This is a genomic window from Anaeroglomus insulsum (genome assembly GCF_050689095.1).
GTDB lineage: Bacteria > Planctomycetota > Phycisphaerae > Sedimentisphaerales > Anaerohalosphaeraceae > Anaeroglomus > Anaeroglomus insulsum.
Genome location: NZ_JBOGCL010000001.1, coordinates 15831 through 41597 on the forward strand (window position 1 = coordinate 15831; position 25767 = coordinate 41597).

At 54.0% G+C, this 25767-nt stretch carries 17 protein-coding genes; 10 read left to right on the top strand and 7 right to left on the bottom strand.

The window, feature by feature from the left end; genetic code table 11:
- Nucleotides 1-6: 6 nt before the first annotated feature.
- On the bottom strand, nucleotides 7-957 hold the full coding sequence (locus tag ACQ9LF_RS00070; RefSeq protein WP_462487319.1) for a lysophospholipid acyltransferase family protein: 951 nt from the start codon (nucleotides 955-957) through the stop codon (nucleotides 7-9).
- Nucleotides 958-1113: 156 nt separating this feature from the next.
- On the opposite strand from ACQ9LF_RS00070, the gene ACQ9LF_RS00075 reads away from it, so the two are divergent.
- Complete coding sequence (locus ACQ9LF_RS00075; protein ID WP_462487320.1) at nucleotides 1114-2595, top strand: sulfatase; 1482 nt, start codon at nucleotides 1114-1116, stop codon at nucleotides 2593-2595.
- On the opposite strand, the gene ACQ9LF_RS00080 is transcribed toward ACQ9LF_RS00075, so the two are convergent.
- Entirely contained in the window at nucleotides 2596-5193 is a 2598-nt protein-coding gene (locus ACQ9LF_RS00080) for a C10 family peptidase (RefSeq protein WP_462487321.1), read from the bottom strand.
- 234 nt (nucleotides 5194-5427) lie between these two features.
- Here ACQ9LF_RS00080 and ACQ9LF_RS00085 point away from each other — a divergent pair, with 234 nt between their 5' ends.
- Entirely contained in the window at nucleotides 5428-6381 is a 954-nt protein-coding gene (locus tag ACQ9LF_RS00085; RefSeq protein WP_462487322.1) for a 1-phosphofructokinase family hexose kinase, read from the top strand.
- Between the two features lie 272 nt (nucleotides 6382-6653).
- On the opposite strand, the gene ACQ9LF_RS00090 is transcribed toward ACQ9LF_RS00085, so the two are convergent.
- The gene (locus ACQ9LF_RS00090) at nucleotides 6654-8009 is read right to left on the bottom strand and encodes an excinuclease ABC subunit UvrC (protein ID WP_462487323.1); all 1356 of its coding nucleotides are present in this window, start codon (nucleotides 8007-8009) and stop codon (nucleotides 6654-6656) included.
- Nucleotides 8010-8145: 136 nt separating this feature from the next.
- Between ACQ9LF_RS00090 and ACQ9LF_RS00095 the strand changes: the two genes are divergently transcribed.
- From ACQ9LF_RS00095 to ACQ9LF_RS00130, 8 genes are all read left to right on the top strand, one after another.
- On the top strand, nucleotides 8146-8355 hold the full coding sequence (locus ACQ9LF_RS00095) for a hypothetical protein (protein ID WP_462487324.1): 210 nt from the start codon (nucleotides 8146-8148) through the stop codon (nucleotides 8353-8355).
- Nucleotides 8356-8471: 116 nt separating this feature from the next.
- Entirely contained in the window at nucleotides 8472-9776 is a 1305-nt protein-coding gene (locus ACQ9LF_RS00100; protein ID WP_462487325.1) for an MFS transporter, read from the top strand.
- A gap of 156 nt (nucleotides 9777-9932) precedes the next feature.
- Nucleotides 9933-12683 (top strand): glycoside hydrolase family 76 protein, encoded by a 2751-nt coding sequence (locus tag ACQ9LF_RS00105; RefSeq protein ID WP_462487326.1) that lies wholly within the window; start codon nucleotides 9933-9935, stop codon nucleotides 12681-12683.
- A 32-nt stretch (nucleotides 12684-12715) separates the two neighbouring features.
- Nucleotides 12716-14695: a LamG-like jellyroll fold domain-containing protein gene (locus tag ACQ9LF_RS00110; protein ID WP_462487327.1), complete on the top strand. Its 1980-nt coding sequence runs from the start codon at nucleotides 12716-12718 to the stop codon at nucleotides 14693-14695.
- A gap of 410 nt (nucleotides 14696-15105) precedes the next feature.
- A complete protein-coding gene (locus ACQ9LF_RS00115) occupies nucleotides 15106-18693 on the top strand; it encodes a glycosyl hydrolase (protein ID WP_462487328.1) in 3588 nt (1195 codons plus the stop codon).
- Between the two features lie 273 nt (nucleotides 18694-18966).
- Nucleotides 18967-21015, top strand: coding sequence for an excinuclease ABC subunit UvrB (uvrB, locus tag ACQ9LF_RS00120; protein WP_462487329.1), 2049 nt, complete (start codon nucleotides 18967-18969; stop codon nucleotides 21013-21015).
- Nucleotides 21016-21018: 3 nt separating this feature from the next.
- The gene (nadC, locus tag ACQ9LF_RS00125; protein WP_462487330.1) at nucleotides 21019-21912 is read left to right on the top strand and encodes a carboxylating nicotinate-nucleotide diphosphorylase; all 894 of its coding nucleotides are present in this window, start codon (nucleotides 21019-21021) and stop codon (nucleotides 21910-21912) included.
- Nucleotides 21913-21933: 21 nt separating this feature from the next.
- On the top strand, nucleotides 21934-22731 hold the full coding sequence (locus tag ACQ9LF_RS00130; protein WP_462487331.1) for a biotin--[acetyl-CoA-carboxylase] ligase: 798 nt from the start codon (nucleotides 21934-21936) through the stop codon (nucleotides 22729-22731).
- A 79-nt stretch (nucleotides 22732-22810) separates the two neighbouring features.
- Here the strand turns inward: ACQ9LF_RS00130 and ACQ9LF_RS00135 are convergent, their stop codons facing one another.
- The 4 genes from ACQ9LF_RS00135 to ACQ9LF_RS00150 all read right to left on the bottom strand — a co-directional run bounded on the left by ACQ9LF_RS00135 (nucleotide 22811) and on the right by ACQ9LF_RS00150 (nucleotide 25766).
- Nucleotides 22811-23260 carry an ACT domain-containing protein gene (locus tag ACQ9LF_RS00135; RefSeq protein ID WP_462487332.1) on the bottom strand — a complete coding sequence of 150 codons (450 nt, stop codon included), beginning with the start codon at nucleotides 23258-23260 and terminating at the stop codon, nucleotides 22811-22813.
- A 48-nt stretch (nucleotides 23261-23308) separates the two neighbouring features.
- Entirely contained in the window at nucleotides 23309-23680 is a 372-nt protein-coding gene (locus tag ACQ9LF_RS00140) for an STAS domain-containing protein (RefSeq protein WP_462487333.1), read from the bottom strand.
- A gap of 80 nt (nucleotides 23681-23760) precedes the next feature.
- On the bottom strand, nucleotides 23761-24744 hold the full coding sequence (locus tag ACQ9LF_RS00145) for an ABC transporter ATP-binding protein (RefSeq protein ID WP_462487334.1): 984 nt from the start codon (nucleotides 24742-24744) through the stop codon (nucleotides 23761-23763).
- A gap of 29 nt (nucleotides 24745-24773) precedes the next feature.
- The gene (locus ACQ9LF_RS00150; protein ID WP_462487335.1) at nucleotides 24774-25766 is read right to left on the bottom strand and encodes an ABC transporter ATP-binding protein; all 993 of its coding nucleotides are present in this window, start codon (nucleotides 25764-25766) and stop codon (nucleotides 24774-24776) included.
- Between the last annotated feature and the right edge of the window lies 1 nt (nucleotide 25767).

Sequence of the window (25767 nt, forward strand, 5' to 3'; positions counted from 1 at the left end):
CCTGAGTCAGGATTTCTTTTCCTCAACAAGGCGTTCTTCTTTGGGGCGGGTTTTCCAGCGGCGGTGCAGCCACCAATACTGCGAAGGATCCTTGCGGATGAAATCCTCGATGGCTTTAGTGTATTCCTGCGTCACCCACCGCAGCGGGTCGGGCTTGTCGGCCCATTCGTGCGGGTAAATAATTCGGGTCGGCTCCATCTCGAAGAAGAATTTCTTATAATGCTGCCGGCAACAACCAATAACAATAGGCAGATTATACTGCATCGCCACCAGGCCGATGCTCTTGTAGGTGCTGGCCTTGCGACCGAAGAAATCGACAAATACACCCTTTTTGCCTGCATCCTGATCGGCGATAAAGCACAATGTCGCCCCGTCGGCGGCCAACTGGTCCATCATCTCGGCGGCACCCTTTTTATAGATAATCTTCTGGCCCTTGCTTTCGCGGACGCTCATCAGCCAGCGGTTGATAAACGGATTATCCAGCGGCCGGGCAATGCTGTAAATCTTCAGGCCGTACAGGCTCATCAAATAGCCGATGATTTCGAAATTGCCGTAATGGGCCGTCACCATCAGCAGCCCTTTTTCCTCTTTCATCATCCACTTGATTCGTTCGATGTTGCGGAAACTGAACATCGTCGGCCAGGTTTCCAGCTTCACCAGCCGCGGCGTAAACAGCACATCCATCACCATCATCACGAGCTGCTCAAACGACCGCATGCCGGTAGCTTCCAGCCAGGCCTCGTCTTTGTCCGGGAAACTGGCCCGCAGGTTATCCATCGCCCGCTGTCGGCCGCGATGATAGTGTTTCCACATAATCCGGCCAATCCAGCAGGCCGTCCGCAGATTCGCCTCCACCGGAAAACAATAAAACAAGCACGTCAATACCCGCACAAAAAGATATAACAGGTAATCCGTAACGACATTGCCTTTTTTCTTTTTCTTTTTTTCCTGAGTCATAGCTGGCGGCCATTATCCCCCCAAATCCGGCTTTGTCAAGTCCGGTTTCCAAACCCCAAAGCCATAAAATCCTGGCGTTTTTCTCAGATTTCCGTATTATTTACATCCCCAGCATACATCTATATTTATAGACACGTAGTGAAGGGATATATAACGTTGAACCTGAATCGCAGAAATTTCTTGAAATGGAGTGCCGCAGGCGCATTGGCAGCGGCGATGCCGGAGTCTGACCGTGATGTCCAGATGCTGGGCCGATTTACCGCCACGCCCGCATCCAAAAAGATGAATATCCTGATGATATTTATCGACGAACTGAACACCTGGATCGAGCCGTTGGCGGGCCACCCGCAGGCCAGAACCCCCAACCTGATGCGGCTTGCCCAGATGGGCATCGTTTTCGAGAACGCCTACACTCCAGCCCCGCAGTGCAACCCAGGACGGACGGCCATTTTGACTGGCCTGCGTCCGTCCAGCAGCGGCATTTATGATAATAATGTCTGTTTTCGGGATAAACCTGACCTGAAAGAACGTCTTACCCTGCCGCAATTTTTGCGAAAAAACGGCTATAAAACCCTGACTGGCGGCAAAGTGTTTCACCTGCCGCAGGGCAAATTCGCCGACCCGCAATCCTGGGATGTGATGTTTCAGCAGCGCTGCGGCACACCCACCCCGGCCAAGGACAAGCAATACGCCCACCGGCTCAACGGCAAATTCAGCAGTGCTTATTATAACTCCTCCATCGACTGGGCACCGATTGAGGTTGATGCCAGCAAAACCGAAGACTGGAAGACCGCCCAACTGGCCGGTAAACTGCTGCAGGAAAAACACAACAAGCCCTTCTTCCTGACATGCGGCTTTTTCCGGCCGCATTTGCCATGGTATGTTCCGTCAGTGTATTTCGATATGCACCCGCTTGACAAAATCATTCCTCCAGCCTACCGCCAGGACGACCTCGATGATATCCCGATGGCTGGACGCCGACTGGCCAGCGGATCGGACTTTCGCCTCATTCGAAATAACGGGCTATGGAATAATGCCATTCAGGGCTATATGGCCAGTGTGTCTTTTGCCGATGCCTGTGTCGGACAGGTCCTGGATGCATTGGAAGCCAGCCCCCATAAAGACAACACCATCATCGTCCTGTGCGGCGACCATGGTTTTCATCTGGGAGAAAAAGACCATCTTGAAAAAAACACCCTGTGGGAGACAGCCACGCACACACCGCTGATGGTCGTTGTGCCTGGCCTGACCAGTGAAGGCAGCCGGTGCAGCCAACCCGTCAGTCTGCTGGACATCCACGCCACGCTGATGGAACTGGCGGAGACCCCCGCCCGCAAGGACATCGACGGACGCAGCCTGGTACCGCTGCTGGACAATCCCGACAGAGATTGGAACTACCCGGTCCTGATGACTGCCCGCTATAATAACCACGCCGTCCGGGATTCCCGCTACCGCTATATTCGCTACTCTGACGGCAGTGAGGAATTGTATGACCACACCACCGATCCCAACGAATGGACCAATTTGTCCCAGCGCGAACAATATCGGCCCATCAAGGAACAACTGGCCCTGTGGCTGCCGTCCCGCAATGAGCCGGAGTTCGTCCCGCCTCAGCCCAAAAAAGAAACACCCAAATAATCAGAACGTATAGATATCCATCCAGTGATTTGCAAACACCGCCAGATCGCCGATGTCCACCGCCTGATTTTTCGGCACGGAGATATCACACGCCGGATTGTAATGGGCCTGACCCTGCTGACTCATCCACGCCGCGGATAACAGCATCAAATCCGGCAGCTTCACATCGCAGCTTGCATCGAAATCGCCGACCATGGCTTCAATGGGCAGCGTGCCGATCAATTGGATCGAAGGCAGCCATCCGCCGCCATAGTAATAACCATTATTATACCAGAAATTCCATGTCAGCGGACTGGTATGCTGGGCCTTTTCGGTCACAATGGTCGTAACCCGTGAATCCTGCACATCATGGAATAAATACCACCCCGTATCCCACGAAACCTCTGTATTGCTGAAACTGAAATCAATCAGCAGGTTTTTCACGCCATCATACAAAAATGGTGTCTGAAAATGGAAATTATACCATCCCTCCGCTGTCACCGTCACATCACCCTGATAGACCATCGTCCAGCCGGTTGTCAGAAAATCCGCAACCACATCATCGTAATAGGACATCGTCGTATGCTGCATCCGAATCGTCCATTCTTTCAGCGTAATCGGCGGCCGGGTTGTAAAATAAATCGCCAGATCCGTAATATACTTTGAAGCACCAATATCACTTTTCAGATACAGCGCCTGCGACCGCGCCGCATAACAGGTCGTATTAATCATGGTATTGGTGCCAATATTGCTATCGGCCCCGAATCCGGCGGTTACGGTATTATCGACATTGAGCGTTACCGCGGCGATATTGGAGTCTCCGCCGGTCGGACTGACGCCGCCGTCATTGGCCTTGAAGGTGAAAATATCCTGTCCGCCATAATAGGGACACGGTGTATAGACCACCGAGTCGGCATCCGCCGCCAGCGGCCACGGCGCCGTCGTAATCGCCCCATAGCCCGGCTGACTCAAAAATCCATGCTCCGGCAGCGACATAATGATATACGTCAATTTGTCCGGCGGGCTAGGCAGGTGATCGTCCAGGGCCTCAAGCCCAATCGTGACAGGATTCATCGAAGTGCAATCCACCGTCGCATCCATGGCCGTCGGCGGCGTGGCATTGGTCGCTACAAAGGAAATCCCCCAGATGTTGCCGCTGGCCGCGTTCCAGTCCTGCGATTTGCCCGTCGAGGCCGTTTTATCCGCAAAGGCATAGCCGCTCTTGACCGCCGAAAGACGGAAAGAAGCATTGGAAGCCAGATTTTTCAGGGCGAAAATCCCCCGGCTGTTGGTGGTCGTCTGCTTGACCGCAGTCGCCCCTTGATAGGCCGTTACCGTGACCCCGTCCAGCGGCAGCCCGGCCATGCTGGTAATCCGCCCGCTGATGATTTCGCCGGTCCCGCTGACATAAATATTATAGACGCAGTCGGTCATCGCATTGAATGTATAACCGGCGGTAAAATTCGGCAGTTGATACCAGGCATCGTCCAGCCCGCCCCAGCCCATATTCAAATGATGATACATCAGGCCGGAGTTGTAGCCGTATCCATCGACCACGACGGCATGTCCGACTCCCGGGCCGCTGATTCCCAGCAGCACCGGCAGCGCTGCATCCAGGTCGGCATTCACCATGCCCCACAATCCCGCGTCTCCGGCGGACGAAAAGCTGTTGCTGAAAATGCTGTTGCTGTAACCAAATGTATTTTTCAGGGCATCATTGGCCGACCCTACGCCGGCACCCGAACCGGTCGGTGTGTAGCCCATCCCGACCGATAAGCCTGCATCGTAACACAATGCCCCAATGGCTTGCCGCTGGGTCACAGTCAGCCCCCCGGCCTGCGGATCGTACGGCATCTGGCTCCAGTTATACGGACCGCCTGCCCCATTGCCGCCCCGGGTATTCCAAGTCTGCTCAACCTCATCCACATGAATCTTGAACGCATGCACCCCGATGCCCGCCGTCGGCCATGCATAATGCCGCATCAACTGCGCCATCGCCGTCGCCACGCAGCCCGTCGGATAGTGATTGGGCGTATAATAATTATAACAGGGCTGCCCGTCCACTTCGTCCTGTCCCCATTTGACCTGCAACAGCGGTGCCACACGGACATCACTGACCGAGGTCATCCCGGCCGCCTGAATCTGTCCCTGCTCAGCCGCAGCCGCCGCTGAGTCAATCAATTGCTGCCATAAATCCTTATTAGCTGTTTGTGTATCTTTGTGCTGCACTGAGCTGCTGTCATCCCCCGCCGATGCCGCCACACGCACACACGCAAGACGTTCCTGCATATCCTGCCGCAGCAAAACCACCAGCGGATTATCCGGCGTATCCGCAAATCGCCCCGTCTCCGAGAAGGCAATCACCGGCTCAATCGCATCATCCGATGAAAACACCACGAAACCCTGCGGTTCCATTTCGACGATGTAATAGAGAATCCGACCCTCTGCGTCTGAATAGGATTTAATCTGTCCGGCCTGCTGACTTAAATACTGTTCCATCGGGGCAGGATTCTGTCTGAGCCACCCTCGGGCCGCAAGTTCCACCTGCGATTGCTCGACCGGCCCGGCCCACGCCGCACAGCAAAACACCCATCCTATGAACAAACCTATCTGTCTCACACTACCCTCCGCTTCATCGTAAACCTTCTTTATTGGATATGCTGCATAGATACGGATGAAATTATACCCAATTTCACATCCCGATTCAATCGAATTTGGACGCCTAGCGCCGGCACCCGACTTTTTGCCTCTTGAAACCGCTTTTTTCTTGTCAATTGTGGTCTTTTCTGCTCAAATTTCATCGTCTTCTGCAAACAAGAAGTGTGAAATCGATTACGAATATGGTGGACAACTATGGCCGGACCTAAACCCATCATTACCGTCGGTATCTGCCCTGCATGGGATGTCACCTGCCGGGTCGATGGTTTTGTCTGGGGTGAACATCAGAAAATCGACTCGCAGACCCTGACCTGTGCTGGCAAAGCAATGAATATCTCCTCGGCGCTGGCCTGGATGGATATCCCCAGTATCGCCGCAGGCTTGTGGGGACAGGCCGACTTTCCGCAGATGCTGGCCGCCGTCGAGCCGCTCAAGCCCCGGGTGGAGATTCGCCTGACCGCCGCCCCCGGCACCACCCGCCACAATATCACCCTTATCGATACCCGCTCGGGACAGGAAAGCCATCTTCGCGCCCCCGATACGCTGGCTAACGCCGCCTCGCTGCGGTCCCTGGCCGACGACCTGGATACCCTCGTCCGGCCCGGCAGCATTGTTGCGCTGGCCGGCTCATTGCCGCAGGGTGTCCTGCTGGACGAATGCCTGTCCATTGTCGCCCGTCTGCGCAGCCGCGGGGCTGACATCGTTCTGGACACCAGCGGCCTGGCCCTGAAAAAAGCCGTCCTGCAAGGCGGACTCGAACTGATCAAGCCCAATCTCGACGAACTGCGGGAACTGCTGGACGAATCCATCCCCGATACAGAGCCGGATATCATCAAGGCCGCCCGTACCCTGTGCCGGCAGGTTCGCATCGTTTTAGTCAGCCGCGGGGCCCTGGGAGCCATCGCCGTCACTCAGGACAAGGCCTGCTCCGGCCGCATCGTCAATCCCCCGGCCCGGGTCGTCAATACCGTCGGCTGCGGCGATACCCTGCTGGCCGGCTTCATCGCCGAATCCGCACAAGACAGCGACCTCGGCCCGGCCCTCCAGACCGCCCTTAAAGCCGCCTCCGCCCGCGCGTTTGGCCTCATCCCGACCGCCCCCTGGCCGGCAGTCCGAGACTCGCTGCAAGTCGAAATCACAGAGTTTTGACCTGCGCATCTTCTCCTTACAGCAAACCAATTTTGTAGGGACATCTTTAGAAAATCTATCAGAAAAAATATGTTGAGCCATAAGACACGTGAATTGATAAACAGAACTCCTCCCTGCTTAAAAGCTATTTTATAGCAGCTCACGCTTCCGCACTATTTTTTATAGCAGCTCAACCCTTTCTGTCTGAGGTCTTTTTATAGTAGCTCAAGCCTCCGTGCTTGAGGTCAATTTCCTATGCCGAAGGCATTCCGCCTCATTCTCAATTCTACTTTCTACGGCTCTTCCAGCATCTTTTTGCTCCGCAGCAGATGGTGATAATGCTGGGCGAACCGATGTGCCTCATCACGGATATACTGCAGCAGCTTCAATGCCGCCGACGTCCGCGACAGGCGTATGGGCTTATCGCGTCCGGCCATGAACAGCTCTTCCTCGCGCTTGGCCAGCGACATCAGGTTCGGCGTCGCCGCCCCCAGCTTTGCAAACACTTCCTGCACTGCGTGAAGCTGCCCCAGCCCGCCGTCAATCAGCACCAGGTCCGGCCACAATTCCTCCCCGTTGACCGCCCGCTTGTATCGCCTGCCAACCACCTCCTGCAGGCAGGCATAATCATCCACCCCCGTCACCGTCTTGATCTTGAATCGCCGGTAGCCATCCTTGAACGGCTTGCCGTCGATAAACTGCACCATCGAGCCGACCATCTCCTGCCCGGCCAGATGGGCAATATCAAAGCCCTCGATAATCCGTATCGGCCGCTGGCTTTTGAGCATCGCCTGCAGCGTCTCCAGCGCCTCGGCCGGGTCGGTCCGGAACGCCTCCGGCTGCACATCCCGGTCGGCCGTGCCCCGCTTATCGAGATTCTCGATCTGGCGAATTCGGTCGCGGTACATCGCCGCCGTCTCAAAATCCAGCCGGGCCGCCGCCTCCTCCATCTGCTTCTTGAAATCGTTGAGAATTCCCGAGCGTTTGGACTTCAAAAACACAACCAGCTCGGCAATGCTCTTTTTGTAATCTTCTTTGGAAATCTTGTCCGCACACGGCGCCGAACACTGTCGGATGTTATACAGGATACACGGGCGGAAAAACCGGCGTTTCTCATCCGATGCCGAAATCTCGAGCTGGCAAGTGCGAAAACGAAATATCTTCTGTAACACCACAAACACCGCCCGCAGGTCACGAACCTCTGTAAACGGCCCAAATAGCCGATTCTTCGCATCGGGATTCCGCGTAATATACACCCCTGGAAAATCCTGCCGGGTGGGAATCTCGATATAGGGAAACGTCTTGGCATCCTTGAGGTCCGTGTTATATGGAGGATGAATATCCTTTATCAGGCGGGCTTCCTGCAAAATCGCATCGACTTCGCTGGCCGTCTGCAGATAATCGACCGTCTCAGTCTTGTCAATCATCTCCACAATCCAAGGCCCCCGGCTTTCGGCCAGGTTCGCCGACGGCTGAAAATAACTCCCCGCCCGGCTGCGCAGATTCTTGGCCTTGCCGATATACAGCACCCGGTCGTTGGCATCCTTCATAAAATACAACCCGGGCGCCGTCGGAAACGTCCGTATCAACTCCCGTATTCGTTCCAGCCTGTCATGTTTGGATTCTGCCATACCTGGATTGTATCGCATTTACCCCCATCAAACCAGCCCCCTCTGCTCCAAAATCAGTATTCATAAATAATACTAAATTTTTGGAAAAACCACTTATCCAGAGCGGTCTTAAAAACAGAATCGCTTAAAATCTGCAAAGTGGAGATAAACGACAATGAAAGTTTTGATTGTAATTCTATTATGGTCGATTTTGCCGGTGTTATGCGCCCCGCTGGCCCTGCTGGTGCTGATACTCTGGCCAATTATCTGGCTGTTGTCGATCCCCTTTACAATTATCGCCATTGCAGCCAAGGCCCTGCTCGCACTTGTTCAGACCATCCTCTTTCTCCCCGCCAGAATCCTCGGCTATCGGCAATACCCTTAAGTGACTCACCCCCTATTGTCGTAAAACACCAAACAAAGCCAATTTCTCTTTGCGTTTCAACTCGGATTCGTGTTATTGTGCATCCGGCTTGTATTCTTTTGACTGGTGATGAATAGATGTCTGTAAACAAAACAAAGAGCATCCATAATCGCTGGGTAATCCTTGCCGCTGCCATTGGTGTGCAGGTTTGCCTGGGGGTCATTTTTGCATGGTCAGCCTTTGCAACGCCATTGACCAAGGCCCCTTACGACTTTTCCCGTCTCCAGACCCAGATTCTCTTTTCGGCTGGTCTGGCTTTTTTTGCATTGGCGATGGCGTTTGGGGCAAACCGTCTCCAACAGGCCCTCGGTCAGCGTCTGGCCATCTGTTTTGGCGGATTGATTCTTGCGGCGGGGTATCTGCTGGCTGGATTTTCGGGAACCCACTTTTGGCTGTTGCTGCTGTCGGTCGGGGTCCTGTCCGGTACAGGAATCGGTCTGGCCTACGTTCACCCGATTGCCATCCTGGTCAAATGGTTCCCGGATAAAAAAGGGGCTATCACCGGAATCGCTGTCGCAGGCTTTGGGCTGGGGGCGATGCTGTGGATTATGCTGACCGGCGGTTTCAAGCTGGGTGACTGGATTAATCTGACTCCCGGCTGGGACGGCCTGTATGCCGATGGCTGGACGGTCAACCAAGTCTTTCGACTTTACGGATTGATTTTTGCCGTTTTAATCCCTATCGGGTCTTTTTTTATGGTCAATCCCCCTGCCGGACAGCTTGCCAGTAGTGCCAACGGCACCTCTCAACAAGTGTCGGCCAGTGTGGAACTGTCCATCACAGAAATGATACGCACACCCCAATACTGGATACTTTTGAGCGGGTATGCGGCAGGGACGATGTCAGGTCTGATGGTTATCGGGATAATCAAGCTTTTCGGAGTCGATACCCTCACCAGCAACGGTATCGATCACGTCCAGGCGGCTGCGATGGCAAATACAGCGATGGGATTCTTTTATGCGATTACCAATGCGATCGGACGCATCGCCTGGGGTGTCATTTCTGACCATCTCGGACGAAAATCCTCGATTATCCTGATGAGTGCCTCGCAGAGCCTGATGATGCTGCTGTTCTATCCTGTTGCCCAGTATGAATGGGGACTTTATCTTGGTGCCGCTTTGATTGGCTTTAACTTCGGGGGCAACTTTGCCCTGTTTCCTGCGGCCACTGCTGACTATTTTGGCTCCCATAGCGTCGGGGCCAACTACCCTCGCGTATTTCTCGGCTATGGGATTGGCGGCATTTTAGGTCCGATTCTTGGAGGATTCATGGGAGACCGAAAACTATGGCTTGCAGCCTTTATCCCCGCCGCCATGGTATGCCTGCTGGCCGCGATTCTGACAACTCGGCTGAAGCCTATCAGCCGTGTACATAACCTATAATTTCAGGCTATTTTAATCGTATTTTACCCCACATTAAAGCCGTATTTGTCCTACAATTGGTACATTTATCCTGCTTCCATTTTCCCTGTTAAGTTGGCATAATTTATACAGCAATATGTACAAGGGGTGGCATTAGAAGATTTTGAATTGCGGGGTATGATGGGTAATATACGACTGTTCCTGATTGCTGTTATCGGATGGATACTGACTGGATTGGGTGCCGAGAAGGCCTGTGCAGTGTCGGACATAACCCTGCAGCAATGGGGGCAGGAAGCCACAAGCCAGATTCGAACCGACTTTCGCCTGTCGAGCGGATTGTATGCTCAGTCGCTAACCCAACGCTTTCCCGCATATGCCTGGGGGCAAGGGATTCATTTGAGTGCCCTTGTCGCTGCGGCCAAGGTCAATCCATCCGCCTATCTTGCAGAAGCCGAATCGGTGGCCAACAAGATGCACAGCCAGTATTGGTGTACTTCCAACGGCAAATCAGGCTACAATGCCAGTGCCAACAATTGCGGCGACCGCTATTATGATGACAATGCCTGGATTGCCCTGGCCCTGATGGAACTCTATGAGATTACCGGCAACACGACCTATCTGGATCGGGCCAAGGCGGTGGTGGTGTTTTGCATGAGCGGCGAGAACGGCCCCGGCGATACACCCAACGGCGGCATTCGCTGGCATGAAAGCAGTACCTGCGGAGCCAATGTCTGTTCGACGGCGCCAACGTGTCTGGCCAATCTGATGATTTATCAGGCCACAGGAATTCAGCAGTATTTGGTGGACGGTCTGCGGCTGTATCACTGGCTGCGAACCTCCGGCGTTCAGGATTCCGTGACCGGACTGTATTGGCAGAGCATCAACTGCAGCGGCGGAATTGACAAGGGATTTCTGGGCTATGAGACCGCCCCGCCGCTTCAGGCAACCATTCGACTCTACCAAATCACCGGCGATGTCAGCTATCTGACAGAGGCCCAGCGTCTTGCGGCTGCAATGGAAACACACTTTGTCAACGGCACCCAACACAATCTCAGGCAGTCCGGCAAGTGGTGTGGTCATGATATGACCAACGCCATGGTTGAGCTTTATGAAGTGGATCGCAATCCGCGATGGCTGAATGTGGCAGCGGGCTATCTGGAATATTTGTATCTGAATTGCAAAGATGCGTATGGACGTTATCCCACAGACTGGTACAACACCGGCGGCGGATCGGCTGAACTGCTGGATAATGCTTCAGTCATGCGTTCATTCTGGAAGCTGGCCCAGACGCCGGGGGGAACGGCTCCGACCTATCCTGTGATGTTTTTTGAGAATTGCAGCTATGGCGGCTGGTCGGCGGGATTCGGGACGGGGTCTTATACGCTGGGTCAGTTAAAGGCCTGCGGCATCCCCGACAACAGTATTTCTTCGGCAGCAATTGCGTCGGGTTATCAGGTCGTCTTTTATGAGAATGATAATTTTCAGGGAGCGACGCTGACTCGAAGTGCCAACGTGTCGTGTCTTTCCGATTTTGGATGGAATGACCGGGCCAGTTCGCTGAAAATCATCGGCTGCAGCCCAACCACCATAACACCCTATCTGTCGGTGAATGGAAACCAACAGGCCCAGACCGCCTGGGCCAGCCTGGATGTCGGAGATACCGTAACCCTCAGTCCAGAACCGGTCAGCGGCGGAATGTGGTCGTGGACTGGGCCGGCGGGATTCAGTGCCTCGAGTCGGGAAATTACCTTATCCAATATTCAATTCGCACAGGCCGGCGATTATATCGCAACCTATACCAATCACTGCGGAGCAGTAAGCAGTCAGGTTTTTACACTCAGTCTTGTGCCAGCCATTACGATGTATCAGAATTGCAGTTACACCGGATGGTCAGCGAAGTTCGGGGTGGGAGCCTATACCGCAGCGGACATCACTGCCGCCGGCGGAAAAGATAATGATGCATCCTCGGTCCGGATTGAGCCGGGCTACCGGGTTACCTTTTACGCCAATGATCATTTCGGGGGGGCGACACTGATTAAAACCGCCGATGATTCCTGTTTTGTCGATGACGGATGGAACGACCGGCTCAGTTCTCTGGTGATTGAAGCAATTGACGAGCCTGCGGGCTATTGGCAGATGAATGACGGCACTGGTCTGACAGCCAAAGATGCTTCGACATTCAGCCGGCACGGGACGCTATTGAATATGAATTCCAGCAATTGGGTTCCGGGCCGACGATGTACGGGACTATCTTTTGACGGCATCGATGATTCTATGGAAATTGGCGGATTCAAGGGGGTCGGCGGGATGCATAGCCGGACCTGCAGCGCATGGATTAAAACCACCGCATCCAAAGATAATCCCATCATCACCTGGGGCAGCCCGCTGGCCGGCCAGAAATGGATGTTCCGGGTGGACCCGGACGGCACACTGGCCGTGGGCGTCTGGAACGGCTACATCAAGACTCAGCGTAAAATTAATGACGGGCGGTGGCACCATGTTGCGGCGGTCTTGATAGATGATTACACGCCTTCGGTTAATGAAATCGAACTCTATATCGATGGCGAAGCTGAAATTACCCCTTATGCCAGCAATACTCAGGCGGTCGCTACATCCCGTGCAGCCAATGTCCTGATTGGGGCTCGCATCGATGGCTTATCCTCCAAAAGCTTTTATGCAGGGCTCATCGACGATGTGCGGATTTACAGCAGGGCCTTGAGTGCTGCGGAAATTCGTGCTATTTATCGTGCGGATGCCCTGATTGGCGATTTGTCATCGGACGGTATTGTGGATTTTGCCGATTTTACCCCGGTTGCACAATCCTGGCAGAAGGCCGGAAGCTGCGACGGGGATGTCACCTGCGACTGTGCAGTGAATATGGATGACTTTATGATTCTGGCCGACGAATGGCTGATGCAGATTGAATAAACGGATGGAAATTGAGACGCCGGAGAGTACGGATGAGACAAGTGAATCGATATTATACCCCCCTGCTGCTGGGCATCAGCCTGATTGGACTTTTTGGCGGAACTTCTGCTGATGCAGGCCATTCGGCATTATATAGCGGCGGGCCTTTGTACAACAACGCAAGTACCTACCGGGATATGATTCGTTCGTCGGGTTTTACCACAATTATCTTGTGGACGATCCATGTCTATCCGGATGGGGACCTGGTACTCAACGACCAGAAGATCGTCGATGACGGCAAGTATGTGGGGCGAACGGCATGGCCCGGTGAGGTGGCGGCATTTAAAACCGGGACCACATCGGTCAACCGTGTGGAAATTTCCATCGGTTCGTGGGGTGTGGCTGATTTTGAAACCATCGAGAGTCTGATCGCTTCTCAGGGCACCGGACCTGACAGTATCCTGTATCGCAACTTCAAGACCATCCGTGATACCATCCCGGCCATTGATGCAGTCAGCTATGATGATGAGAGCAATTATGATGTCAATTCCACGGTGGCCCTGTCGTTAATGCTCAATGACATGGGCTTCAAAATCACCCTGTGTCCTTATACCCGATCCAGCTTCTGGAGGTCGGTCTATACCAACACCAATGCTCAGCGGCCCGGAGCGGTGGACCGGGTTTACCTGCAATGCTATGCCGGCGGTGCGGGAAATAATCCGGGGACATGGAACAGTTATTTTAGCGGTCTGAAAGTAACACCGGGGCTGTGGTGTTATTCCAACGGGCAGACTCCATCTCAAGTCGCCGCCAGGATGAGTACGTGGAAATCGGCCTATGACATTGCCGGCGGATTCATGTGGTTCCTGGATGATATGCTGCCTCACGTCGGGACCTATCCGGTGGCCCAGTATGGTGACGCAATCAATGATGCGATGGGGATTGTCGCCTACAGCGGCGAGGTGGTCCGGCTGCATCAGGACTGCGACTATGGCGGTTGGTCGGCGGGTTATCGCGTGGGAGCTTATACCGCGGCCCAGATTGCCGCCGGCGGCGGAAAGGACAATGATGCTTCCTCGATACGGGTTGCGCCGGGTTATACCGTAACCTTATTTGCCGACGACAATTTTCAGGGAGCAGCCTTAGTCAAGACCGCCAATGATTCCTGTTTTGTGGATGATGGCTGGAATGATCGGGTGTCTTCGATGATGATTGAGGCACAGACCCAACCTGCGGCACACTGGCAATTCAATGATGCCGGCGGCCTGATTGCGGAAGATTCCACGACTCATCACCGCGACGGAACACTCGTCAATATGGATACCTCCAATTGGGTGCATGGAAAACGGTGCGGCGGGTTGTTTCTGGATGGAGTCCATGAGTACGTTGAAATCAAAGGCTTTCGGGGGGTTGTCGGCGGACGTACCTGCAGTGCGTGGATCAAGACGACCGGAACGCGGGATTGCCCGATTGTGACCTGGGGCAGTCCGTCGGCCGGACAGAAATGGATGTTCCGGGTGGATCCGGACGGGACCCTGGCCGTGGGAATCTGGAATGGGTATATCAAGACCCAGCGTAAAGTCAATGACGGTGACTGGCATCATGTTGCGGCAGTGTTGGAGGATGACGGAACACCGTCAGTCAATGAAATAGTGCTCTATATCGACGGGACGGCGGAAGTCGCCCCTTATGCAAGTAATACGCAGGCGGTTTTAACTTCGGATGAAGAGAATGTCCTGCTGGGTGCCCGCCTCGGAGGCAGCACAACCAACAGTCTGTTTGAAGGCGTGCTGGACGAAGTGCGAATCTATCATCGTCCCCTGAGCAGCCTGGAAATACGGAATTTGTATCGGGCCGACGTCCTGGTCGGCGATGTGGAATCAGACGGCGACATTGATCTGGCCGACTTTGCAGCATTGGCCCGGGGCTGGCAGACACCCGATGGCTGCAGCTACGATTTGACCTGCGATTGCATCGTCGATATGGACGATTTTATGATTCTGGCCGACGAATGGCTGATGCAGATTGAATAAACGAATGAAAATTGAGACGCCGGAGAGTACCGATGAGACATGTGATGCGTTTACTAAATGTGCTCGGTTCTGGACGGCTTTAGCCGCTCTATGAAGAAATAAAAACGGAATCTCACTTCATTCCATAAACAGCTTTAATTAAACTACTTAGCCGCTTTTATCCAAATCCTTTCCAATAATATCCCCTTAATTTAAAAAAACAGGTTGTCAAACAGCCAAAAAAGAGAATGATATAGAAGAATCATGCAAAACGCTGGTCAACACCCAAAAGGATTACAACAATTGCGCAGATGTTCACACCATCTGTCGCAAAGGAGCATATTTGTGCTTGCCGGATCCCTTCTCTTGGCAGAATTAGAGTATTTTCGGGGATAATCAGACAAACAGATACCATATTAAGGAGAATTATTATGAAACTGAGGCTTTTGTGGGGGCTGTTGTGTATCGCAATGGTATGCGGTTGGAGTATGGGGGCCGATGCCCTGGAACAGGGATTCGACGTCCCGCCTGTCAAGGCCAGGCCGCATACCTGGTGGCACTGGATGAACGGCAATATTACCCGCGAGGGGATTACCGCGGATATTGAGGCGATGGCGCGGGCGGGTTTGGGTGGTGCTCAGATTTTCAATGTCGGTGACGAGGGCAGCGTGGATATCCCGACTGGAAAGATTATGTATCTAAGCCCGGAATGGCTGGATTTGGTACTTCATGCCGCTAAGGAAGCTCAGCGGGTCGGGATTGAGCTGTGTTTTCATAACTGCGCCGGGTGGTCCAGCAGCGGCGGGCCGTGGATTACTCCCGAACTGTCAATGCAGCAAGTAGTTTGGACGGAAACCGAAGTGTCCCCGGAGACCAACTCAATCCGACTGGCACAACCGGAAGCCAAACTGAATTTTTATCGTGATATTGCGGTATTGGCATTTCCCACCCCCGCAAACAAGACATTTCGGATTAAAAACGCCAGGGCAAAAGCCGGATTTGACAGCCCCTATGGACTCCAGCCGGAAATCGAAGACGTTCCATTGGATGCAGTCATTGCCAAAGACAACATTTTGAATTTAACGGATAAAATGGATGTTTCAGGTCGATTAGACTGGAAAGTCCCCGCTGGTTCCTGGACGATACTTCGCATCGGCCACACCACAACCGGCAAGACGAATCACCCTGCCCCGACATCGGGTTTGGGACTGGAATGCGACAAGCTTAGCCGCGAGGCGCTGGATGTGCATTGGAACAAGGGTGTGCAGCCGGTATTGGATAAGCTCGGCTCGCTTGCGGGCAAGGTGCTCAATAATGTGCTGGTGGACAGCTATGAAGTCGGCCCCAACAACTGGACGCCAAAGATGCAGGCCGAATTCCAGCAGCGTCGCGGATACGATTTAATTCCGTTTCTGCCAACGCTGACCGGACGGGTGGTAACCAGCAGTGCCGTTACAGAGCGGTTTTTGTGGGATTTCCGAAGGACGTTTGCCGACCTGTTTGCGGACAATTACTATGGTTATTTCGCCGACAAATGTCACCAACACGGCCTGCTGTGCTCAGTGGAACCGTATGACGGCCCCTTTGAATGTATGGCTGTGGGTGCCAAGGCTGATATCGTCATGGGCGAATTCTGGATCGGCGGCGGGATGAATCATACGCTCAAACTGGCGGCATCGGTGGCCCATACCCACGGTATGACCTATGTTGGGGCGGAATCATTTACCTCTTCGCCCGAACAGGGCCGCTGGCAGAATTATCCCGGCTCAATGAAGATGCTGGGCGACAAGGTCTGGTGTATGGGCATCAACCGCTATATCTTCCACCGGTACGCGCATCAGCCGTGGCTGAATGTGCTGCCGGGGATGACCATGGGGCAATGGGGAACGCATTTTGAACGAACCAACACCTGGTGGGAGCCGGGCAAGGCGTGGATGAGATATATTGGCCGGTCACAGTTTCTGCTCCAGCAGGGGCATTTTGCAGCGGATGTGCTGTACTTTGTCGGCGAGGCAGCTCCCAACGGTTCGGTTGATGATAGCGAACTGCGGGCGGCCGGATACGATTTTGATATGTGCGGTACCGATTTGATTGACAAGCTGACTGTGGACAACGGTATGATCGCCCTGCCAGATGGAATGCGTTATCGGCTGCTGGTCTTGCCGCAGACCCGTTTTATGACACCCAAACTGGCCGAGAAGATTCGGGCTCTGGTTAGTGATGGTGCCATAGTGCTTGCACCCAAGCCGGAGCTGTCACCCAGTCTGGCGGGTTATCCGGACTGTGATGCGACTGTCAAGAAAATAGCCGACGAAGTCTGGGGAGCTTCCACCCCGGCTACCGCCGGTGAACGGCGTTTCGGCAAAGGCCGCATCATCTGGGGACGCAAGCCCCTCCAGACTCTGCAGCAGATGAATATCGCCGCCGATTGTATCGCATCGGACACCAAAGTCCCCATCACATTTATCCATCGAACCAGCAACGACGCCGATATTTATTTCGTCTCACATCAGGATGATTCGTCGCGTATGACCGAGGTCTTCTTCCGCATCAGTGGCAGGCAGCCGGAATTATGGAATCCGGTCACCGGCGAGATTAGCCTGGCAGGCCTGTGGCGTGCTGATCCACAGGGTACCCGCGTGACCCTGCCGCTGGGGCCTGCGGGGTCGCTATTTGTGGTGTTCCGCAAGCCCGTCAGCCGCGACATGGTCACCGTGGCCGGATTGCAGCAAAACACACCGGTTACGATTGCTCAATTGCTGCCCAGACCTGTCCAGAAACTGGAAATTGTCGAGGCCCTCTATGGTGTGGTTAGCTGTGATGGAGAGGATATGGTCGATGTGACCGCAGAGCTGGCCAAACGTGTACAGGATAACAAGCTGGATATCCTGGCTTCCAATAGTCTGGCCGGAGATCCTGTGCCGAATGTCGTCAAGACCCTGTATGTTGAATATGAATACGACGGCAAAGCCGCCCGGGCCGAGATTGGCGAAAATCAGCGGCTGATACTGCCCCCGGCGGGAAGCCCAGCCGGTCGGCCCTTGCGGATTCTCATGGCCGGTTATGGTGTCCTGCCGAAAGGCCAGACTTGGCTGCCGGAACGCAAGGTCGTTGACGTGACCGCCAAGACTGCCGTGGCCGTGAAGGACAATGTTTTGAAAATCCGGGCAACTAATAATTTTGCGGGGACCGACCCCGCCTATCTGGTGCCCAAACGGATGCTGGTGCGATATACTCTAAATGGCGAACCCGGCACACTCAATGTCCCCGAAAACAGCGATGTGGTGTTGCCGCCGCAGCACTGGCAGCCAGCCGCTTGGATGCCTGAATTGACTGCACAGAATAAGACCGTGAAAATGGTGACATGGGATAATGGTCAGTATATCCTGCAGACCTCTACCGGAAACAACAAGACCTTAACCGTAGATGCATTACCCAAGCCAATTGTATTAGATCAGCCCTGGACGGTGGAATTTACTCCCGGGTGGAACGCTCCGGCTAAAATTGAATTGCCCTCACTGATTTCGTGGACTCAGCATGCGGATCCCGGCATCAAATATTACTCGGGTACCGCAACCTATCGGACAATACTGACTCTGCCATCGGATTTTGTCAAATCGGCAGACCGCATTCGGCTTGACCTCGGCGAAGTCTGCATCATGGCTGAAGTCCTTGTCAATGGGCAAAACCTGGGTGTGCTGTGGTGCAATCCGTATCGGGTGGATATCACCGATGCGGTTAACGCCGGCGACAACACACTGGAGATTCGCGTGACCAACCTGTGGGTCAATCGGCTAATCGGCGACGAACAATATCCGGACGATTGCCAGTGGAAAGGCAAGCCGCTGAAGGCCTGGCCAGACTGGTTCATCGAAGGAAAGGCTCGCCCCGTACCCGAGCGTCTGACCTTTACCACATGGAAACACTGGACCAAAAACGACCCCCTGCTGCCGTCGGGATTGCTCGGGCCGGTGTATGTACGAGCAGGCCGGCAGACCGAAATCGACCCGGCCCAATAAGCCAGTCGGCTAAAACCGAATCTCGACCCAGCCAATCCATTGTCTGGTTCTTTTGACCGGAGAGTCTTGCCAAGGCAAGCTCTCCGGTTTGATTTAGGGCCATGCCGCACATCCACGCCCTGCAATTCATAAGTCCTTTCTAATCAAATAGTTAATTCCGCGCAACCGCCTGGTTCTTTATCCTCTGCAGTCTCCAGATTCCGACCAGAAAGGGGTATCAATTTTGCTCTGAGTATGCTATAATAGCTGTTTTTGAATCAATACTCCGGACCTATGAGTGATTTCAAAATAAACAGTGAGTTTAAACCGCAGGGCGATCAGCCCCAGGCAATAGACAAACTGACCAGCTGGCTTGAGCAGGGAAATCCCTTTCAAACCCTGCTGGGCGTCACTGGCAGCGGCAAGACCTTTACGATGGCCCATGTCATCGCAAAGCTCAATCGCCCTGCGCTGGTGATTTCGCATAATAAAACCCTGGCTGCCCAGCTCTACGAAGAATTCCGTCAGTTATTCCCGGATAACGCCGTCGAGTATTTTGTCAGCTATTACGATTATTACCAGCCGGAAGCGTATATCCCCCAGCGGGACATCTATATCGAAAAAGATGCCGCACGCAATGATGAACTGGACCGACTGCGGCTGTCAGCAACAACCAGCCTGATGAGCCGGAAGGATGTCATCATTGTCGCCAGCGTATCCTGCATTTTTGGACTGGGTTCCCCCGAAGACTACAAGGCCAGTGTCATCAGCCTCCGCCTGGGTGACGAGGTCGTACGAAATGAGCTGCTGGGCCGACTGGCAGATTTGCAGTACGACCGCAACGACATCGATTTCAGCCGCAGTAAGTTTCGTGTTCGCGGCGATGTGGTGGAACTGTGGCCCTCGTATGAATCGTATGCCGTGCGAATTGAATTTTTTGGCGACCAGATTGAAAAGCTCAGTTATATCAATCCCGTCTCCTCTGAAATCCTGGCCCAAGAGCATCAGATTTTTATCTATCCGGCCAAACACTATATCATGCCTGCCGATCGCATTGAATCAGCCTGTCAGAGCATTGAACAGGAACTCAAGGAACGACTGCTGCAATTGCGGCATGAGGGTAAATTGCTGGAAGCCCAGCGTTTAGAAGCCCGCACGCTGTATGACCTGGAGATGATTCGCGAAGTAGGCTACTGCAGCGGCATCGAAAACTACGCCCGCCATATGGCAGGCCTTAAACCCGGCTCCCGCCCTTACACCCTGATTGATTATCTGCCGGATGATTTCCTGTTGTTTATCGACGAATCTCACGTAACGATTCCCCAGCTTCGCGGGATGTTTGCCGGCGATCACAATCGAAAACAGGTGCTGGTGGACCACGGTTTCCGGCTGCCCAGTGCAATGGACAACCGCCCGCTGCGGTTCGAAGAATTCTATGAACGCTGGAAACACGTTGTGTTTGTGTCGGCAACACCGGGACCGTTCGAACTGGACTTGTGCAAAGAACATGTCGTCGAGCAGATTATTCGACCGACGGGTCTGGTTGACCCTGAAATTTTTGTCTATCCAGCCTCTGACCAGATTCAGCACCTCATGGGCGAGATACAAAAACGCATTCAGGCCAAAGAACGGGTTCTGGTTACCACGCTGACCAAACGGCTGGCGGAAGATTTATCTTCTTTTCTGACCAGCAAAGGAATCCGCTGCCGGTATCTGCACAGTGAAATCGAAACTCTGGCTCGGGTTGACATCCTGCGTGATCTGCGGAAAGGTGAATTTGACGTTTTGGTGGGAATCAACCTTCTGCGTGAAGGGCTGGATTTGCCGGAAGTGTCGCTGGTGGCGATTCTGGATGCAGACAAAGAAGGTTTCCTGCGGAGTGAAACCTCGCTTATTCAGACCATCGGCCGCACCGCCCGGAATGTCAATGCGACCGTATTTCTCTATGCCGACAAGATAACGCCATCGATGAAAAAAGCCATTGACGAAACGGCTCGACGGCGTACAATTCAATTAGCGTACAATCAGCAGCACGGGATTACCCCTCAGACCATACGCAAAGAGATACAAAAAGGCCTGTCGGATGAACTTGCAGCCCGGAAACGCGCCCGTGAAGCCATTTTGCTTGACGAAACGGAATTTGACCAGACTGAAATGCTGGCCGAACTGGAACGCCAGATGTTTGAGGCCGCGGAAAAGCTGGATTTTGAACGGGCCGCCATGCTGCGTGACCGCATTCAGGAACTCAAGGGAATGCCGGCCATTCAAAACAATGCCGCTGCCTCGGCAGCGATGGAGAACAGCCCAAAGAAAAACAGGTCGATGAAGACCAGAAAGAGGTAACACATGGGAGAACGTGCAACACGAAGAGCCATCAAACCGCTCGACATCGAAAAAGTATTGCCGCTGATACGGATGGCCGTTGAAGAAGACTTCGGCGATGGGGATCCGACCAGCGAAATCAGCATCCCCGAAGATCGAATGGACAGGGCCTACATTGTCACACGCGAGGAAATCGTCGTCTGCGGCATGGAACTGATCAAGCACGTCCTGAAGCTATATGATGAGCGGCTCAAACTGCGCGTTCTGATCGAAGACGGACATCGGGCCAATGTCGCCAATCGGCTCGGCGTCATTGAAGGACCGGTTCGATCGATGCTGTCGGCCGAGCGTGTCGTGCTGAATTTCCTGCAGCGGCTGTGCGGCATCAGCACAATGACCTGGAAATTTGTCAACGCCGTCCGCGGTACCAAGGCGAAAATCTATGATACACGAAAAACCATTCCCGGCTGGCGGGAACTGGAAAAATATGCGGTCCGGTGCGGCGGCGGCTACAACCACCGCATGAACCTCGGCGAAGCCGTCATGTTCAAGGACAACCACTGGACGGAGCTGGGCGAGAAATTTGAACCCAGACTGCACAAGATGGTCCAGCAGGCCATTGAAAATCCAAAAGTCAAATATGTTGTTGTCGAAGTGGACCACGTGGATAATCAGCTCGACCGTGTTTTGACGATTCCCGGGATTGATGTGATTCTGCTGGACAACATGGGCCAGTGGCAGCTTAAGCACGCCGTCGAAATGCGTAATCACATGTGCGGTAAAAAACCTCTGCTGGAGGCCAGCGGCGGGGTCACCCTGAACAATGTGCTGGCGATTGCCTCCTGCGGCGTGGATCGCATTGCCATCGGCGCAATTACACACTCCGCAGTCGCTGCCGACATCGGCCTGGATCGATAAACCTGATTACCGGTTCGCGGTTTGACAGCCATACTTGACCAACTCGATAGCGATCGAATCCGGCTGGGGCTGGGTACCCGCAGGCTCGGCAAACCCATCGTGATTCTGGACTGCACCGAAAGCACCAACGACATTGCCTGGCAGCAGCTTGCCCGGGCCGATTGCGACGGCCTGTGCGTTCTGGCTGAACAGCAGACCGCCGGGCGAGGACGTCGGGGGCGAACCTGGCTCAGTTCGCGGGGCCAAAGCATTCTGTGTTCCGTCGTCATGCGGCATACCACTGCAGCCCCCCCGTTGACACTGGCAGCGCCGGTAGCCGTCGTGGAGGCGATCACAACCATCTGCGGTCTGCACTCGACCATCAAGTGGCCTAATGATATCCTGTTGGCAGATCGAAAAACCGCCGGCATCCTCGTCGAATCCCGCAAAATCAGAGACCAGGTCTGGTCGGTCATCGGTATCGGAATCAATGTCCACCAAAGCCGCCGGACTTTTGCCGAAACCGCAGACCTGCTTTCCGCAACCAGTCTCGACATCGAAACAGGACATTCGATAGATCGCAATCGATTGATACGCTGCCTGCTGGAACAACTGGAAGCCTGGATTACGGCAGCAGAAACCAACCCCGACAGCCTGCTTCAGCACTGGTGCAAATATAACCGGCAGATTGGAACACGCATCGAACTGGAAAGCGATGGCAGACTTTATCGCGGCACCTGCATCGGGATTGATCCAACCGAAGGGCTGATTGTGCAGCTCGAAGACGGCCCAATTCGAGTCTTCTCGGCAGCCCACAGCAGCATTCTGAAAACCCCCTGATTCAAAAAAGAAAAAGGAAGCCCCTGGCCAAAGGAGTCTTCCTTTTCAGATATGTATCAAACGGAAAGCAATTCGAAACCTATCGTCGGCAGGACGGAGCTCGCCGGACGGAGTCCTCTTTATGCTGCACCTCAGCATCGCCCTGCAGCACTTTCATCGCCTTTTTGACATCTGCAACCTTGAGAATCCCGGTAGTCCGGCCTCCCCTGGCACCGGCGGTCACATAGGCATACGCAATATTGATATGAGCCGACGCCAGCTTGGCCGTAATATCCGCCAAAGCCCCGGCCTTATTGGGCAAATTCACGCACAGCACATCGGTCTCGCTAAATTGCATATTGAGCTGGGTCAGCACCTCACGCACACGCTGATGCGAAGATCCCACCAGACGCATAACGCCGTGTTCAGCAGAATCCATCATTGTCATGGCAACAATATTGATTTTGGCCACTGCCAGGGTGTTCAGAACACGGGCCAGGACTCCGGGTTTATTGACCATAAAAATCGAGAATTGTGTATCCAAATGCACTGTTGTACCCTTTCAAGCCCATCATGGTTCATTATGACCCAATCGCCGTCAGCCTTCTGCAGGCCGGGCCAGGGCCTTCAGAGCCGTATCGGTATCGGGATAAAAATCAAATACTTTATCCAGACTGGTAATCCGGAATACACGCGTCAAATTTGGATTGATGCCGCTGATGACCACGGCCCCTCCGCAGTCCTTGAGCCGCCGCCACACATCCACCAGCAGCCCCAGCATCTGGGAACTGAAAAATGAAACACGAGTAAAATCAATGATCATTTTGGTGGGCTGTCTTTGCACGATAATATCACGGAGCTCATGGCCTAATTGTTCCAGATTCGTTGCAGCTCCAATGGCCGGGGCGTCAAATCGGACCACCAGCACCTCGCCCCGTGTTTCAAGCTCCATAATTTGTTTATGTTCCATCAATTTCGTTCTCCTGATGCAAATCAGGATACCACAATCACCTTTGAAAGTCAATGAACAGACCCCTTGTCTGTGAATTGTCAGCCGATTTTGTCGGCTTTCCAGCAGGCGGCAAGATGCTGTGCTGCTTTGACTTCCAACACCTGATCACAGGTCTTGCAAGACTCTTCGGCCCACGGACAGCGAGGATGAAAATGGCACCCTTTGGGGGGCCTGGCCGGGCTTGGCACTTCCCCTTTGAGGACTATTCGGGTACGCTTTTTTTGGGGTTCCGGGTGAGGTATAGCACTAAGCAGAGATTTTGTATAAGGATGAATCGGGTTGCTGTAAAGCTCATCCCGGCGGGCATATTCCACGATCCGCCCCAGATACATCACAGCTATCCATTCGCTAATATGCTCCACCACCGCCAGATCATGAGCGATAAATAGATACGTCAGCCCCAGTTGGTCCTGCAAATCCTGCAGCAGGTTGACAATCTGCGACTGAATCGAGACATCCAGGGCACTAACCGGTTCATCACAGACGATAAAGTCAGGATTGACCGCCAAAGCACGGGCAATACCAATCCGCTGCCGCTGTCCGCCGGAAAATTCATGGGGAAACCGGTCTGCATACCGCTGCGACAAGCCGACCTGCTCCAGAATTTCAGCGACCCGGCTCCGCCACTGCTTGCCGCGGGCAATCCCATGCACCGTCAATCCTTCGCCGACGATATCCGCCACCGTCATACGGGGATTCAATGAGCCGTATGGGTCCTGAAACATCATCTGCATCCGGCGGCGCAGCGATTTCATTTGCCCCCTCGGACAGCCCAACACATCCTGCCCATCAAATATCACCTGGCCCGAGGTCGCGGGTATCAGCCGCAGCAGTGTCCGGCCAACCGTTGTCTTGCCGCAGCCGCTTTCCCCTACCAATCCCAGCGTCGATCCTCGCTGGACAGAAAACGAAACCCCATCCACCGCTTTCACAAAGCCAACCGTCCTGTTCAGCACCCCCTTGCGAATCGGGAAATGGGTTTTGAGATCTTTGACTTCCAGTACTATGTTTTGGTCCGGCATACACTATCCTTTCTTACAGAATCAGCCGGTTATCGTCGATAGCCTTGGGCATACCAGCAGGCCACGGTATGGCCCGGCTGGACTTCCTGCAAAGGCGGTTCACACGCCTGGCAATGCGGATCCTTTGCCCCAATCGGACAACGTGGATGAAATTTGCAGCCGCCGGGAAACGCCACCGGATTGGGAACGGACCCGCCGATGACGTCCAGCCGCTTGCGCCGCTGCCCCAGCCGCGGCAGAGACCGCAGCAGCCCCTGGGTATAAGGATGCCGCGGAGAACCAAACAGGCTATGCACATCCGCTTTTTCCACAACCCTGGACGCATACATCACCACCACCGTCTGGGCCGTCTCAGCCACCACGCCAAGGTCATGGGTAATCAGCAGAATACTCATCCGGTTTTCTTTTTGCAGTGTCTTAAGCAATTCCAGAATCTGGGCCTGAATTGTCACATCCAGGGCCGTCGTCGGCTCATCGGCAATCAGCAGTCTCGGCGAGCACGACAGCGCCATCGCAATCATCGCCCGCTGCCGCATGCCGCCGGAAAGCTGGTGCGGATATTCCTGCACACGTCGGGCCGGGTCGGCAATCCCCACCTTAGTCAGCATATCTACGGCCATATCCCATGCCGCCTTGCCCTTGATACCCTGATGCAGACTAATCACCTCGACAATCTGGTTGCCGATGGTAAACACCGGATTCAAACTAGTCATTGGCTCCTGGAAAATCATCGCAATATCATTGCCGCGTATCGCACGCATCCGATGTTCGCTCAATTCGAGCAAATTCTGACCTTTAAAGATGATTTTTCCGCCAATAATCTTTCCCGGCGGGTCCGGAATCAGCCGCAGAATCGACAGCGACGTCACGCTTTTTCCGCAGCCGCTTTCCCCCACCAGCGCTGTCATATGCCCGGCCGGAATATCAAAACTGACATCCTGAACTGCTTTGGCAATACCCTGCTGCGTGAAAAAATGCGTCGAAAGATTCTGCACCGACAGCAATATCTCGTGTTCACTCATC

What these genes read in the sequence shown, in the direction of transcription:
- ACQ9LF_RS00070 (WP_462487319.1), bottom strand. Translation starts at nt 957, where the DNA reads ATGACTCAGGAAAAAAAGAAAAAGAAAAAAGGCAATGTCGTTACGGAT.
- ACQ9LF_RS00085 (WP_462487322.1), top strand. Translation starts at nt 5,428, where the DNA reads ATGGCCGGACCTAAACCCATCATTACCGTCGGTATCTGCCCTGCATGG.
- ACQ9LF_RS00090 (WP_462487323.1), bottom strand. Translation starts at nt 8,009, where the DNA reads ATGCGATACAATCCAGGTATGGCAGAATCCAAACATGACAGGCTGGAA.
- ACQ9LF_RS00095 (WP_462487324.1), top strand. Translation starts at nt 8,146, where the DNA reads ATGAAAGTTTTGATTGTAATTCTATTATGGTCGATTTTGCCGGTGTTA.
- ACQ9LF_RS00100 (WP_462487325.1), top strand. Translation starts at nt 8,472, where the DNA reads ATGTCTGTAAACAAAACAAAGAGCATCCATAATCGCTGGGTAATCCTT.
- ACQ9LF_RS00105 (WP_462487326.1), top strand. Translation starts at nt 9,933, where the DNA reads ATGATGGGTAATATACGACTGTTCCTGATTGCTGTTATCGGATGGATA.
- ACQ9LF_RS00110 (WP_462487327.1), top strand. Translation starts at nt 12,716, where the DNA reads ATGAGACAAGTGAATCGATATTATACCCCCCTGCTGCTGGGCATCAGC.
- ACQ9LF_RS00115 (WP_462487328.1), top strand. Translation starts at nt 15,106, where the DNA reads ATGAAACTGAGGCTTTTGTGGGGGCTGTTGTGTATCGCAATGGTATGC.
- uvrB (WP_462487329.1), top strand. Translation starts at nt 18,967, where the DNA reads ATGAGTGATTTCAAAATAAACAGTGAGTTTAAACCGCAGGGCGATCAG.
- nadC (WP_462487330.1), top strand. Translation starts at nt 21,019, where the DNA reads ATGGGAGAACGTGCAACACGAAGAGCCATCAAACCGCTCGACATCGAA.
- ACQ9LF_RS00140 (WP_462487333.1), bottom strand. Translation starts at nt 23,680, where the DNA reads ATGGAACATAAACAAATTATGGAGCTTGAAACACGGGGCGAGGTGCTG.
- ACQ9LF_RS00145 (WP_462487334.1), bottom strand. Translation starts at nt 24,744, where the DNA reads ATGCCGGACCAAAACATAGTACTGGAAGTCAAAGATCTCAAAACCCAT.
- ACQ9LF_RS00150 (WP_462487335.1), bottom strand. Translation starts at nt 25,766, where the DNA reads ATGAGTGAACACGAGATATTGCTGTCGGTGCAGAATCTTTCGACGCAT.